The 12,402-nt window shown below is 69.9% G+C and carries 16 protein-coding genes; 7 read left to right on the plus strand and 9 right to left on the minus strand.

Annotated features, from left to right (window positions below; all coding sequences use genetic code 11):
- Nucleotides 1–35: 35 nt before the first annotated feature.
- From AOA12_RS16360 to AOA12_RS16390, 7 genes are all read right to left on the minus strand, one after another.
- Entirely contained in the window at nucleotides 36–458 is a 423-nt protein-coding gene (locus AOA12_RS16360; RefSeq protein ID WP_054685147.1) for a TadE/TadG family type IV pilus assembly protein, read from the minus strand.
- A 178-nt stretch (nucleotides 459–636) separates the two neighbouring features.
- Complete coding sequence (locus AOA12_RS16365; RefSeq protein WP_156366544.1) at nucleotides 637–1,509, minus strand: hypothetical protein; 873 nt, start codon at nucleotides 1,507–1,509, stop codon at nucleotides 637–639.
- A gap of 8 nt (nucleotides 1,510–1,517) precedes the next feature.
- Nucleotides 1,518–2,396, minus strand: coding sequence for a type II secretion system F family protein (locus AOA12_RS16370; protein ID WP_054685154.1), 879 nt, complete (start codon nucleotides 2,394–2,396; stop codon nucleotides 1,518–1,520).
- Nucleotides 2,393–3,982: a CpaF/VirB11 family protein gene (locus tag AOA12_RS16375; RefSeq protein ID WP_054685157.1), complete on the minus strand. Its 1,590-nt coding sequence runs from the start codon at nucleotides 3,980–3,982 to the stop codon at nucleotides 2,393–2,395. Before AOA12_RS16375 ends, AOA12_RS16370 begins: the two co-directional genes overlap by 4 nt.
- Nucleotides 3,975–4,826 carry a hypothetical protein gene (locus AOA12_RS16380; RefSeq protein ID WP_054685160.1) on the minus strand — a complete coding sequence of 284 codons (852 nt, stop codon included), beginning with the start codon at nucleotides 4,824–4,826 and terminating at the stop codon, nucleotides 3,975–3,977. The genes AOA12_RS16375 and AOA12_RS16380 overlap by 8 nt, the downstream gene beginning before the upstream one ends.
- Before the next feature lie 6 nt (nucleotides 4,827–4,832).
- Entirely contained in the window at nucleotides 4,833–5,510 is a 678-nt protein-coding gene (locus AOA12_RS16385) for a hypothetical protein (RefSeq protein ID WP_156366545.1), read from the minus strand.
- A 121-nt stretch (nucleotides 5,511–5,631) separates the two neighbouring features.
- Nucleotides 5,632–6,435: a hypothetical protein gene (locus tag AOA12_RS16390; RefSeq protein WP_054685165.1), complete on the minus strand. Its 804-nt coding sequence runs from the start codon at nucleotides 6,433–6,435 to the stop codon at nucleotides 5,632–5,634.
- A 289-nt stretch (nucleotides 6,436–6,724) separates the two neighbouring features.
- Here AOA12_RS16390 and AOA12_RS16395 point away from each other — a divergent pair, with 289 nt between their 5' ends.
- The 6 genes from AOA12_RS16395 (at nucleotide 6,725) to AOA12_RS16420 (ending at nucleotide 11,052) form a co-directional block, all read left to right on the plus strand.
- Nucleotides 6,725–7,069 carry a hypothetical protein gene (locus AOA12_RS16395; RefSeq protein ID WP_054685168.1) on the plus strand — a complete coding sequence of 115 codons (345 nt, stop codon included), beginning with the start codon at nucleotides 6,725–6,727 and terminating at the stop codon, nucleotides 7,067–7,069.
- Nucleotides 7,066–7,881: a hypothetical protein gene (locus AOA12_RS23655; RefSeq protein ID WP_054685171.1), complete on the plus strand. Its 816-nt coding sequence runs from the start codon at nucleotides 7,066–7,068 to the stop codon at nucleotides 7,879–7,881. Before AOA12_RS16395 ends, AOA12_RS23655 begins: the two co-directional genes overlap by 4 nt.
- Nucleotides 7,878–8,918 (plus strand): ParB/RepB/Spo0J family partition protein, encoded by a 1,041-nt coding sequence (locus AOA12_RS16405; protein WP_054685174.1) that lies wholly within the window; start codon nucleotides 7,878–7,880, stop codon nucleotides 8,916–8,918. Before AOA12_RS23655 ends, AOA12_RS16405 begins: the two co-directional genes overlap by 4 nt.
- Nucleotides 8,919–9,053: 135 nt before the next feature.
- On the plus strand, nucleotides 9,054–9,617 hold the full coding sequence (locus AOA12_RS16410; protein ID WP_156366546.1) for a hypothetical protein: 564 nt from the start codon (nucleotides 9,054–9,056) through the stop codon (nucleotides 9,615–9,617).
- A gap of 8 nt (nucleotides 9,618–9,625) precedes the next feature.
- Entirely contained in the window at nucleotides 9,626–10,765 is a 1,140-nt protein-coding gene (locus AOA12_RS16415; protein ID WP_054685180.1) for a M23 family metallopeptidase, read from the plus strand.
- Between the two features lie 8 nt (nucleotides 10,766–10,773).
- Nucleotides 10,774–11,052 (plus strand): DUF6112 family protein, encoded by a 279-nt coding sequence (locus AOA12_RS16420; protein ID WP_156366547.1) that lies wholly within the window; start codon nucleotides 10,774–10,776, stop codon nucleotides 11,050–11,052.
- Between the two features lie 189 nt (nucleotides 11,053–11,241).
- Here the strand turns inward: AOA12_RS16420 and AOA12_RS16425 are convergent, their stop codons facing one another.
- Together AOA12_RS16425 and AOA12_RS23660 are read right to left on the minus strand one after the other, a co-directional pair.
- Complete coding sequence (locus AOA12_RS16425; protein WP_054685187.1) at nucleotides 11,242–11,529, minus strand: type II toxin-antitoxin system RelE/ParE family toxin; 288 nt, start codon at nucleotides 11,527–11,529, stop codon at nucleotides 11,242–11,244.
- A complete protein-coding gene (locus tag AOA12_RS23660; protein ID WP_054685191.1) occupies nucleotides 11,526–11,780 on the minus strand; it encodes a ribbon-helix-helix protein, CopG family in 255 nt (84 codons plus the stop codon). Before AOA12_RS23660 ends, AOA12_RS16425 begins: the two co-directional genes overlap by 4 nt.
- 297 nt (nucleotides 11,781–12,077) lie before the next feature.
- Between AOA12_RS23660 and AOA12_RS16435 the strand changes: the two genes are divergently transcribed.
- The gene (locus AOA12_RS16435; RefSeq protein ID WP_197280951.1) at nucleotides 12,078–12,386 is read left to right on the plus strand and encodes a DUF6112 family protein; all 309 of its coding nucleotides are present in this window, start codon (nucleotides 12,078–12,080) and stop codon (nucleotides 12,384–12,386) included.
- The last annotated feature ends 16 nt before the right edge of the window (nucleotides 12,387–12,402 follow it).

Consider the following 12,402-nt stretch of genomic DNA (forward strand, 5'->3'; position numbering starts at 1 on the left):
CTGCCGGCGGTGTGGGGCGAGGAGGCGACGGAGCGTCACCCCGCCCATCGTTCCACCGGTCCCGTGTAGGTGCCGCGGACGTCCAGCCATACCCAGCCGGGGATGATCCCGGGCGCCCGCCCGGTCACGGTCACGGTCAGCTCGGTGCCAGTGTTCTGGATGTCGGTGCTGGCCTGCAGCAGCTCGCCGCCGCGAACGGCCAGGAACGCGGTTGCGGCGGCGTGCCCGTCGGTCGGGGTGGCATTCAGGCCGTGGGCGCCGTTGAACGCGACCGCGGCGGCGGCCTGGGCGACCTGCGCGGCGTGGAAGTAGAACCCCAGCTGCAGGCCGGTGAAGGTCAGCAGCAGCAGGAACGGGTACAGGATCGCGGCTTCCGCGACGCCGCGCTGACGTCGATCGGGGGCGAGCAGCCGCGCGAGCCTGCGCCCCGGCGGAGGGCGGCGTGTCGGCGGGCGCATGCGTCAGCCGATCACCGGGTTCAAGGTTCCGGTGGCGAACGCGGTGATCAGCGCCACGACGACACCGGCCAGCAGGATACCGCCGACGAGCAGCACCGCGCGGGTGGGGATCTCATCCATGATGTGTTCCTCTTCTTTCTCTCTTTCTAGATGCGTCACGAGGTCGTGGCGCATCGGGTCAGCGGGCGATGATCGCCATCACGGCCGGGGTGATGAACAGTCCGGCAAGGACGAAGACGGTCAGAGCCAGAGGGGGGCCGATCTTCACGCTCTGCGCGTTGGCCTCGGCATGCGCCTGGGTGACGATGGCATTGCGCAGCGCGTCGCCGGCGCCGCGGAGCGAGTCGGTGACGCGGGCGCCGTCGCCGGCGAGCCGCATGATCCGGGACGCGTCTTGCAGGGCGGGAACCTGGATCTGTGAGGCCAGGTGCTCGAGCGCGTCCCACTGGGTCTGCCCGGTGTACTCGGCGAGAGTGAGCTCCTCGCGCAGCCGCCGGAAGACCCAAGAGTCCGCGATCCCGGCGGCGTTGGCCATCGCACGGGCCGGTCCCGTCGCACCGTCGCTCAGTTCGACGGCGACCAGTCCGACATACACCGCCATCGCCTGGGTGAACTCGGCACGGGCGCGGGCCGCGCGGGTGCGGACCTCGCCCCCGGGGGATGCCCACCCCACGACGGCGCAGACCGCGGCGACCCCAAGCCACATCCACACCGGCAGCACAGGAAGCAGCATGGTCATCACCGTCCCCACCAACAGCGGGGCGAGCAGGCCGACTCCGGCACCGACGACTCTGCGGTAGTGGAATGCCGCCGGCGACATGCCCACCAGGGTCAGGTCGGCGGTCGGGATGCGGAAACCGGGTGCGTCGGGCAGGTGCTGGTGCGCCCATTCGCCGATGACGCGCGGTGCGGCGCGTCCACCGCGCTGGTCGGGAGTTGTGGTGGTTCCCAGCCGTGCCAGCGCGGAGCCGATGTGGACGTGGCGGGGCGCGAATGCGCCGAGCAGCACGGCTGCGCCGGCGCCGATGAGCAGGCCGGGCAGGGCGAGCATCCACCCGGTCATGGTCGGTCCCCGGACGGTGTGAACAGGCGCGGCGCGGGCTTCTCCCGCAGGATCGCGCGCACCCACAGCAGCAACCCGATGTAGCAGGCGATCCACAGTGCGAGCATCGCCTGCCCGACCGGGGTCGCATAGGCGGCGAACTGGCCGGACCGTCCGAATAGGGGCAGCACGAGGACCACCCCGACGGTGATGAGGGTTACGATGCGCAGGCTCTGCCGCGGCTTGGCGCGGTCTGCCTCGATCGCTCGTCGCACGCGGACCTCGGCAGCCATCTCGTCGGCGAGCGCGTCGAGCGCGCGTGGCAGGTCGCCGGCGCGTTTGCGGGCGGCCTGGATGAGGTGCGCGGTGACTTTATCTGCGGCAGGGTCGGCGAAGTCGTCGGCGAATGCGCGCAGCGCTTCCTGGGTGTCCCATCCGCCGCGGAACCGGGACACCAGCGTGGCGACTTGCGGGCGGATGGTCTCTGCGGTGGCCGGAAGGGACAGCTGGATGACGTCTTCCACGCCGAGGGTGCCGGTCTGCACGAGCGCGGCGATGTTCCGCGTCCAGGCCGCGAGAGCCTCGGTCAGGGTCAGTCCGCGGGTGCTCGGTTTGGCGAGCACCTCGGGGAGGAACAGGAACCCTGCGGGGACGGCGATCAGCGCGACCGGCCAGCCGGAGATCAGCCAGGTTACGATGCCGGCGCCGACTCCGGCGAGCAGTCGTCCGCGCCGTCGGCCCAGCCGGCGGATCCCTGCCCGGACGCGATCGCGCAGGGAGGTGCGGGCGGGGGTGGACAGGCTGCGGGGCGCGGGGACGGTCAGCGCCCCGTAAAGGATGACGGCGGTGCCGGTGAGAGCGACAGAGATGGCGAGCACGGTGAGCAGGTGTGTCATCGTCTCCCCCCGGTGTGGAAGAACCCGTCGGGAAGGCCGACACGTTCGAGCTGCGTTCGGAGGGTCGGGGTGGGTTGCGTACCGGTGAAGGTGAGTTCGCTGGCGTCGGGGTCGTAGCGCATCAGCGGCTGGGCCAAAGGCGGACCCTTGTCCGTGGTGGGGGCGGTGACTTCAGCGATCTCGGTGACGATGTGCCGCGGCGCGGTCCCCGGGGCGGTGACCTCTCGCACCTGCACGATCAGGCGGATGTGCTGCTGGATGAGCCGTAGCGGATAGTAATCGTTGGTGAGGTTGCCTTCCTCGATGATGAGGTTGGCAAGGCGGAAGATCGCGTCGGCGGGGCTCTCGGCGTGGATGGTGGCCAGCGACCCGCCGCCGATCTGCATGGACTCCATCATCGCTTTCACCTCCGCGCCACGGACCTCACCGACCAGTACTCGCTTCAGGTTGTGTCGCAGGGCGTCCTTGATCGCCTGACGCAGCGAGTACTCCCCGTGCGTTCCCTCCCCGGTGCCCTCACGCATCTGCAATGGCAGCACCGCCATGTGCCGGTGGGGAAGCTTGTGCAGATACAACTCGTACTCGGTCTCGACTGTCGCGATGAGCTCATCGCGGGGGATCGCGGCGGCGCACGCGCGCAGCAGGGTGGTCTTGCCGGCGCCGGGTTCGCCGGAGATGAGGATGTTCCGTTCTGCAGCGACTGCGGCGGCGAGCAGCCGCGCGGCGGGCTTGGTGAGTGTGCGCAGCCGGACCATGTCGTCCAGGTCGACGTCAACGTGATTGTGGATGCGGATCCCGGCGGAGGGTTGGGTGGCAACCGACGAGGCGAGCAGGTTCAGCCGCGCGCCGTCCAGGTCGATCCCGACTGACGCCTTCACGTCGGAGAACTCGCGGTGACGCTTCTTGGCGAGGTTCTGCAGCAGCCGCATCAGCTCGGCGTCGCTGCGGGCGATCGGAGGTTTGAGCGCATAACTGCCGTCCTGATAGCGGACGATCACCCGGTCGTGGCCGAGGATGTTGATACTCTTCGCTCCCGGTTCGGTGAGCAGCGGTTGCAGCCTGCCCCAGCGGAAGATCTCGTTGAACACCGCGTCGACGTAGCGAGCCCGCTCCTGTGGTGCCCAGTCGGCGTCTTGCCCGCGCTCCAACAGGACGTGGCGGGTGACGTAGTCGTTGACCACGCGGAGGATGATGTCCCGGTTCTCCAGGTCCCGTTCGCTGAGGTCCGGGGAGGTGGTGGCGGTGTCGAGGTAGACGGTCTCGCCCAGCCGGACCGCGTCGACCTGCGGGAGAAGATCGCTGGCGGCTTTCTGCAGCAGATCGACCAGATCCCAATCGACGGCGGCCTGCGCGCCGGTCGGAGGGGTGCTTTCCACCGCCGATCGGGATGCCTCGGTCGCCGGCGATGAGAGAGCTGGGTCGGCGGCCTGCGTCGTCGAGGCGGTCTCGAGCGGGGCGGGGGCGGGCTGCGCCGCGGCCAGTAGGTGTCGTGCCGCAGGCGGCAGATCCCGCAGCGGTGCGTCGTCGAACAGCGGCAGCGATCCGAGGTCGGCGGGCGCAGGTCCCCGGTTCCGAGTGTCAGCCATCGGATGCTCCGACCCGCGCGGGATGACGCCGTTGCGCGGTGATCAGCGGGTGGGCGAGGTCGTGGACGAACTTGCGGACCGCGCGCTGGTAGGGGTTTCGCGGGTTCCGTTCAGAGATGCCTGCCGAGTATCCGGCTGCGCCGCGGGGAGAGAACGGCAGGGTGGCGATCACGTCTACGCCGACGCGTGTCTGGAAATCGTGGGCGTCGGTGTCGTGCCGGGTGGGCGGAGAGATCAGCAGCAGCCTCAAGTGCGACTCCCGGCCCAACGGGGCCAAGCCTGCCGTGAGTTCTGACATGCGGCCGATCACCCGGAAGAGGTCGGGGAGCGTGGCGCGAGCGACGATGACGACGCGGTCGCAGGCTTCCAGCAGCGCTTGCCGCGGCTCGGCACGGTGCAGCCGACCGAAGTCGACGATCATGTCGGCACCGGAGTCAGCGAGCTGACCGGCCACAGCGGTGAGCGCGCTCCACAGCGAACTCGTGCCGACGGCGGCGTTCAGGTTGTCGAACCCCGGAACGACCCAGAGCCGATGTCCGTCGCGTGTGGAGGGATGCGGCAGGTACGGGTCCCGGGGAAGGTCATGGATCGGCACGGACAGCGGAAGCGACGGATCCAGAAACGCGTCCGCGGTCAATTCCCCGCGAGTGTGCAGCAGCATCGCCTGGCTGAGGCTGCGGGAATAGTCCAGCCGCCCGCGCAGCAGCCCGGGCAGCACCGCGCTCACATTAGAGGTGTCGGCCTCGATGAACAGCACCGGTCGCGGCCAGAGCAGGGCTGCCGCGACGGCGGCAGTGGTGACGCCGGGCGACCCCGCGACGGAGGCGAATCCGATGATGGCCATGGCTTTTCACCCCATCGGGTCCAGGATCAGGGCGAGCGTTCCCGCCGCGGCGCGGCTGGCCAGCGACGCGGCCTCGGTGGTGGGGACAAGGACGTCGACGATCGTGACCGTGTCGGTCTCGTCGCGGGTGACCGCGGCGACGACCGCCTCCACGGGCAGCGCGACCGTTTCGGAGGCGGGGCGGCCGGTGGCATCCAGCAACTGAGTGGCGACGAGGCGGACGTGATCGCCGGCGACGATTCGGCTCGCCGGCATCTGCCCCGGACCCAGCGGCACCCCCACCATCGACTGACCGTCCGGCACTCCGACCTGCTCGGCCGTGTTCGCGCTGGTCAGCAGGCTCCCCGCGGGAAGGTCGACCGCCGCATACCGGTCGACGAGGCGGGAGGCGTCATCGATGGTAAACGCATCGACCGGCTCGTCTCCGGCGAGCTGGATCTCGCGGAGCTCGGACGCGTCGATGGGTTCACCGCGGAGGATCTCGCTGCCGGTGACGAAGACGCTGACGGAGTTGCCCGCCGAATTCAGCAGCACGGCAGACGCAAGCGTGCCCACCGCGACCAGGACGACGCCCGCCGCGATCACCGGCGCCCGCCGCCGCGTACGCACCGGCGGCGAGGGCGCGGGGCGGTCCGCGTGGGCAGGCGGTAGCGTCGGCGCGGACGCCTCGGTTGCCTGTGTCATCGGCTCCTCCCGCACACCCGTCCGGTCAGACGCGTCGACGGGGCGAGAACAGGAGGCTCACGCCAGCCGTGGGGAGTGCGCCCGCATACCCCACACAAGGAACGTCTGCCTGCGCCCATTGTCACGACCACCCGACCGATAAGTCAACAGCCCGCACCTCGAACGGTGCGGGTCCCTGGCGGAGTCCGGGTGGTGCCGCCGGGAGCGGCTGCTCTGCTCGGCCGATCTGGTCGCGGGCCGCGGTCGCCAGCCGGCGGCGTGCCCGGAAAGCGCGCTTGCGGACCGTGTCGTAGGCGACGGACATCTGCTCGGCCAGCTCCCGGCAGTCCAGGCCAAGCAGGTCGAGGCGGACGAGCAGCCGGACCTGCTCGGCATCCAACACCCCGGCGGTCATCGCCCACTGCAGTACGCCTGCCACCTGAACATCCGCGTCGACGACTTCCTCGCTGGTGATCTCGGCGGGTTCGGGCAGCAGGGCTGGGTCGCACGGGATCTCCCGGGCGGGCGGCTCGGCGGCGAGGATGGTCCGCAGGATCGCCAGCACGAGCGATCCGCGCGCGTTACGCAGTCCAGAGGTGACGCGAAACGTGCGGATCGTCTCCCACGCCGCTCCGACCGCGACCGCGACGGCGTCGGCGCCGGTGACGCTGCGCACGCTGGTGCGGGCGAACACCATTACCTTTGGCATCATCAATGCCAGCACCGTGCGCTGCGCGTGTGCGTCGCCGGTGCCGGCGCGCTCGAGCAGTGCACGCAGAACCGTGTGGTCTCCGTCCGCGGACGGGGCACGCATCCGCGCCACCCACTCGCCGCCGGTGCCGACCCCCAGCTCGCCCAGATCGATGCGCGCTCGTGAATAGCACTCGTCCCATTCCCTGTCTAGTTGCGCGGTCAGTGCTGTGGTGCGGCGTCGCGTTTGCGGCATGTCTCGCTCCTCTCTCGTCGAGATGGGGAAACCCTGCCTGACGCCGGTGGAACGCGGTGTGGAACGCGGCGTCCGCCATGGGGAACGGCTGTGGACGATCCCGTGGACTCAACCGAACGCCGTGTGGAAAATACCCGGTCAGGTGCTTCTTCGTCCGGCCTGCCCGGATGCGCGTCGATTTGCGTTCGTACGGTCCCCTCGAGTGCCTGATCGGCACTTAGTAGGAGTAGCAGGAACCCGGCCGACCGGTCAGGGCAGGAGCGAAACCTGGAAGGGACGGTGGGCTCCGATGGGCGAGGACGACGATATCGGCGATCGCACGGGGCGGACGCCGCACCAGGTGGAGCAGGCCCGGATGACACGTGCGGCCGCGCCGAGGAGTACGCCGGCGCGGGACGGCATCTGGGTGGAATGGGTCCGCCCCACCGATCTGGGCACCCGGATGGCCGGGATGCTCGCCCGCAACGGTGTGGGTCTGGAACGACGGCTGCGGACCGCGTTGATGGCGCGGAGGATCGACGCGAACGGCCGGCTGCGCTCGGCATTGTCGGCACGTCGCAGCCGCGTGAACGGACCCGGCGACCCCTCGCACACTGTGGGCATGACCGGGCAGCGCGCTGGGGTGGGGCGATGAGTGTCGCGATCGCCAGCGATCCGCGAACCGGCCCGGAGGATGAGCTCGACAAGCTGTTCGGGTCCGCGGAAGCGGTCCGCAGAGTCCTGGAAACGATCCACGCGGCCGGCCCCGGCGCATGGCGCACTCTCCCCGTCGCCACTGACCTGCTCACCTATGCGCAGTCCCGGTTCGCGAGCCTGGCGCGCTCCTGGCATCGACCCGCCGAAGACGCCGCGTACGCCGCGTTCCTGACCATGCGTGAGCCGGGCATCCTCAACGCGGAGAGCCCGTGGGCGGTCGTGCGCAAGGCGGTCGCCCGGCATCTGATGGCCGAGACGCAGGGGGAACGCCACTTGCAGAGCCCCGACCACGCCCGGCGTCTGAAGAACCATCCCGACGCGATGCCCGTCCGCGCCGGAGACGACCAGACGCTCATGGAAGTCGCGGTTGAGGACCAGGCAGCGGTCCCCCGGGGGATCGACCGGATCGTGCAGTGCGCGGCCGCCTACCTCGCCGTCGCCGGCTGGCCCGCAGCCGACGCGGCAGGGGTGGCCGAGTACGTCTGTCAGAGGATCTCCGACCTCGGATCGCAGGAGTCCGCGGTCGACGTGCTGCGCCGTGATCACGCCTTCCGGCAGTTCCTGCAACTGTCCAAGCCGGAGTGGGCGGCACTGGTGCGGCTTCTGGTCGGGTCCAAACCGACCACGGCATCGCCGGCCCGGCCGGGACTGCTGGTGCGCGTGCTGTCCGGGGAGAGCCTCGCCGAGCTGCTCGCCGACGAGCGTCTGCGGGACCTGGCCAGGCAGACCCTGCCCGGGAGCAGGCCGTGACCGGTACCGAGTTCGTCGAAGTTCCCCCGGCCCAGATCGTGCGCGGGTACCAGGCACGCCACGATCTGGGGGATCTCACCGGGCTGTGCGCCTCGATCCGCGAACGAGGCATCCTCGAGCCGCTCACGATCACCTCCGACTTCGTCCTGGTGTTCGGCGCCCGCCGGCTGGCCGCCGCCACGACCCTCGGCCACCAGAGCGTGCCCTGCTGGATCGCGCGGGGGGTCTCCGACAAGCTCAGCCACATCCTCGCCGTGAAGGAATCGTTCGAACACCGCAAAGAACTCACCCCGACCGAGCAGGCCGAGCTGTACGCCGAGCTGCGTGCGCTCGGCGCCGCCGAGGCCCGGATCCGGCAAACAGCGACCCGGTTCGGCGCGCTCCCCACCGTCGGCGGTGGTGGCGATTCGCCACCACCGCGCCGTGGCAAGGCACGCGAACAGGCGGCGCGGGCGATCACCGGACGCAACTCCTACCATCAGCACGAACAAGTGCTCGAGCTGCAGTCGCTGGCCACCAACGAGAGCACCCCGGACTGGTTGCGCGATCAAGCCCAGCAGGCGCTGATCGAGATCGACCGGCATCGCAAGGTGCACGGTCCCTACCTTGAGGTGCGCCGTGCACAAGCCGGGCACGCGCTGCGCGTCCTCGCTTCCGACCCGACCGCGCCACCGCCGGTGCGCGCCGAAGCCAACACCGTGCGGCAGTCCCTGCAGCCGAAGACCAAGGCGCTGTCAGCGGCGGCCAGCACCATCCGCCGTTTGGAGCGCCGTCAAAGGGCCGGGTGGGCAGATGTGGACCCCGACGCCCGCTCCCTGTTCGCCAGGGAACGCCTGCTCGCCCTCGTCGACGACCACAGTGCCCGGCTGGAACGGATCGACGCAGCCCTGGTCGCCGCGGTGCTGACCGCGGAGGACCGCCGACGGGTGGCCGCGTTCGGTGACCAGGTGGCTGCGTTCACCACGGCTATCCTCACCAGCCCCGGTCCCCTACCCTCCGACACGGTGGCGGCGGGACAGGACGCGGCCGCCAGTTGAACTGCCAGTCTGGGCCGGAGTCACCGTTCCTGCCGGGATCGCCGCGACCACCTGACGGGTATGACTCCTCAGCACAGGGTGGGCGCGACGCGCCGACGACGCCGCCCCGTCGTGCTCGCAGTTGTCGCGGTGGCCGTGGCAGGGCTGCTGGCCGCGACCATCGTCGGTGTGTACGGTCTGGGGTTTCGCACCTCGACCCTTCCCGCAGAGCGTCCCTCCCCGGCCGCCGCGAGCCCGGTCGCCGCGGCGTCGCCCGCCGACCGTCTGGCAGTCAGGGTGGCCGAAGCGCTGTTCGGCTGGGACACCACCATGGACAGTGAGCCGGGCGATGCCGTTCAGCGGCTGATGGCCGTGGCCGACCCGCCCGTGGAGGAGGCTGCCGGGCTGGAGCGGGACCTGGCCTACTACCTGCCCACGGCGGACGCGTGGGCTCAATTGCGCGAGTACGGCACCCGCCAGGAGCTGATCGTGCAACGGGTCTTCCCGCCCACGACGTGGAGTGCGGTCGACACGTCGATCCTCCCTCAGGGCATTCATGCGCGCACGGTGGAAGGCATCCGCGTGCGACACGGCCACACGTTCGGCGCCGACATCCGCACCGAGCACCCGGTGTCCTTCACCATCTTCCTGACCTGCCCGCCCGACGGAGGGCGCTGCGTCGCCCTCCGCGTCTCCCGGCTGAACGACCCGCTGCCCTGAGGGGCGTGATGAAGAAGATCCTCGCCGGCCTGCTCGCCGCGGTGCTGCTGCTCCCCGGCGTGACCCTGACCGCGGTCGCCACGGTGGTCGCGGTGTCCCTCGCCGGCTGCGCGCCCGGGCCTGGCCCCGGCGCGCTCGCCACAGACGCCCCCGTCCTGCCGAATGCGCGCACCTGGGTGCGGGTCGCGGCGGCGGCCTGCGCCGACATCCCCGAGGCATGGTTCGCCGCGGTGATGGCCCAGGAATCCAACTTCGATCCGGACGCGTACGCCGACGATATCAACGGCGGCACCTGGGGGCTGTTCCAGATCAACAGCAGCGTCTGGACGGCAACGTACGGGGCGCCGTGGAGTGCGGACCGCAACGGCAACGGCACCTGGGACGTGCGGGAGCCGCTGATCCACGCCGGGACCGGCGCACGATACCTGTGCGACCTGCTCCGCCAAGTGCGGCAACTCCGGGACACACACCCCGATTGGCCGGCGGCGACCCAACTCACCGAGCTGGAAGCGCTCGCTCTCGCTCACAACGCCGGCCCTGGCGCACTGGAATGGTGGCCCGAGGTCAGCGCCACGGTACGCGCCTATGTGCGCACCGTCACCGACCGAGCAATGGAGTGGACAGCGCAACCTGCGCCCGGCTCCGCCTCCCCGGACTCAACGATCCCCGAGACCACCCGGGTGGTGATGCCGCTCGAGGAGGGCAGCTTCACGCACAGCAGCCCATACGGGTGGCGCACCGACCCGTTCACCGGCGAGCGACGGTTTCACGCCGGCAGCGATATGGCCGCCGCCGAAGGCAACCCGATCGTCGCGATCGCCGACGGGATCGTCCGGCACGCCGGGTACCTGGCCGGATGGAACAACATCATCATCATCGAGCACACCATCGGAGGTCAGCGGGTTGCGAGCGTCTACCTGCACATGTGGGACTGGGGCATCCACGTCCGATCCGGCGAGCATGTACGCGCCGGAGATCACATCGCCGACGTTGGCGACGAGGGCCGGTCGAAAGGCGCGCACCTGCACCTCGAGATCCGGCCGGACGGATGGCCGTCCGACACGGTGGACCCCATCCCGTGGCTGGCCGCGCATGGCGCGGTGTCCCACGCAGCGGCCCCGTCCCGGGGGACGCGATGCGGGTCGTGACTCCTGCGGTGCGGCATCCCGTCAACGTCTACCCCGATCTGGGGGCACTCGGCGGCCGGGGCGCGCTGCTCGATGTCGCCGGTGCGCTGCTCACCATCGTCCTGGTGGCGTCCTGCCTCATGCTGGTCATCTGCGCGGCCGGATGGGGGCTGACCCACTGGGCTGGGAACGTGCGCGGCGCGATGCGAGCCAGGACCGGAGTGCTGATCAGCGTCGGCGCGGCCGCGTTGGCCGGCGCGACGAACACGTGGGTGAACTACCTGCTCGCGGTAGGCGCCTCTTTCTGAGGGCAAACCCGCGGCCGCCGATGCCCTGGCGTGGCGCTCGAAAACGCGCGCGATGTCATGCCCACCCGGACCCGACTGAAGTCTTGAGATATTGCTCGGCTGGTTCGAAGAGGTTCAGTAGTACGCGCGGTGCGACGAAGCGCACACCGCCGACCGCCAGTCTGAGCAGGTCCGGCTGTTTCTGGTTGATCAGCCGAGCTCGGGGGCGTCACGGCGCGTGTGCACCACTCGGAGAATCAGGATGTCGTCTCCGTCAAGGCGGTAGAAGACGCCGTACGGAAACTGGCGCATCCGCGCGCGTCTGACGCCAGGGAACCCGTCGACCGGGGGCGCCCCCTTCGGGAACGTGATCAGCCGATCTACGACGCGGTCGAGCTGGTCGAGAAGCTGACTCTCGAGACCTTCGCCGATTGCACGGTAGTGGTCTCGAGCCTCAGTCAGATCGCGGACCGCGAGATCGGTGAGCCGGACCGTCACCGCTCGGCGCGCAAGTCAGCGCGAACGCGGTCCCAGTCGCGAATCCGCTGAGGATTCTGCGCAACCTCATCGAGCGCAGCGATGAGCAACTGCCGCTCATCATCGCTTGGCATGTAGACGGCCTCACCGAAGTGCGTCCGCAAGGCCTCCTGGATAACCTCCGACCGGGTACGATGCTCAACCGCCCGGGCACGCTCCACGATCTCGAATAGCTCCTCCGGCAGCGTGACCGCTACTTTGCGAACAGCCATCAGCCCCTCCAAACCCTTGCCGGTATGACAAAAGCATACCGCCCGGTCCCGGCGTGGGGCCACCTCGCGGACGACTCCCCGCGGCAACGAGCCCGGTGAGGACGCTCGCGCGTCCGAAGATGGGGCACTGTGCCGGTGCAGGCCCAGATCGCGGATCCCGGCACCGAAGAGGACAAGCAGACCTCCGGCTCGAGCCTGCGGTGCGCTCGCCCGTCCTGTTGAGGGGACGAGCATCCCCACCGTGCTTGTGGGACGCGTTCGCGTCTGAGTCTTGTCGTCTCCGAAAGGGTCACGGTGTTGCCTGATCTGCTGCAGGTCCTGCTGGCTGTTCCCGCCGATATCGGCGTCACTCCAAATGACAGCGGCCTGCCGGGCATCGCCCAGCTGCGCACGATCGTGGGGGCGGTCATGACGATCGGGCTCGTGCTGTCCGTGCTCGCATTGATCTGCGCGGCGATCGTGTGGGGGCTCGGCTCGTTCAGCTCCAACCCGCATCTGGCGGCGCGGGGCAAGACGGGGGTTCTCGTCGCCTGCATCGCGGCACTGGTGACCGGCGCGTCGGTGACGTTCGTCACTTTCGCGTGGAACGTCGGCCAGGCGATCTGACCGGAATGGGATTGGT

It is taken from the genome of Microbacterium sp. No. 7 (assembly GCF_001314225.1).
Lineage (GTDB): Bacteria > Actinomycetota > Actinomycetes > Actinomycetales > Microbacteriaceae > Microbacterium.

Excerpts from the sequence above, each read along its gene's own strand:
- AOA12_RS16360 (WP_054685147.1), bottom strand. The coding sequence starts at position 458 with ATGCGCCCGCCGACACGCCGCCCTCCGCCGGGGCGCAGGCTCGCGCGG.
- AOA12_RS16365 (WP_156366544.1), bottom strand. The coding sequence starts at position 1,509 with ATGCTCGCCCTGCCCGGCCTGCTCATCGGCGCCGGCGCAGCCGTGCTG.
- AOA12_RS16370 (WP_054685154.1), bottom strand. The coding sequence starts at position 2,396 with ATGACACACCTGCTCACCGTGCTCGCCATCTCTGTCGCTCTCACCGGC.
- AOA12_RS16375 (WP_054685157.1), bottom strand. The coding sequence starts at position 3,982 with ATGGCTGACACTCGGAACCGGGGACCTGCGCCCGCCGACCTCGGATCG.
- AOA12_RS16380 (WP_054685160.1), bottom strand. The coding sequence starts at position 4,826 with ATGGCCATCATCGGATTCGCCTCCGTCGCGGGGTCGCCCGGCGTCACC.
- AOA12_RS16385 (WP_156366545.1), bottom strand. The coding sequence starts at position 5,510 with ATGACACAGGCAACCGAGGCGTCCGCGCCGACGCTACCGCCTGCCCAC.
- AOA12_RS16390 (WP_054685165.1), bottom strand. The coding sequence starts at position 6,435 with ATGCCGCAAACGCGACGCCGCACCACAGCACTGACCGCGCAACTAGAC.
- AOA12_RS16395 (WP_054685168.1), top strand. The coding sequence starts at position 6,725 with ATGGGCGAGGACGACGATATCGGCGATCGCACGGGGCGGACGCCGCAC.
- AOA12_RS23655 (WP_054685171.1), top strand. The coding sequence starts at position 7,066 with ATGAGTGTCGCGATCGCCAGCGATCCGCGAACCGGCCCGGAGGATGAG.
- AOA12_RS16415 (WP_054685180.1), top strand. The coding sequence starts at position 9,626 with ATGAAGAAGATCCTCGCCGGCCTGCTCGCCGCGGTGCTGCTGCTCCCC.
- AOA12_RS23660 (WP_054685191.1), bottom strand. The coding sequence starts at position 11,780 with ATGGCTGTTCGCAAAGTAGCGGTCACGCTGCCGGAGGAGCTATTCGAG.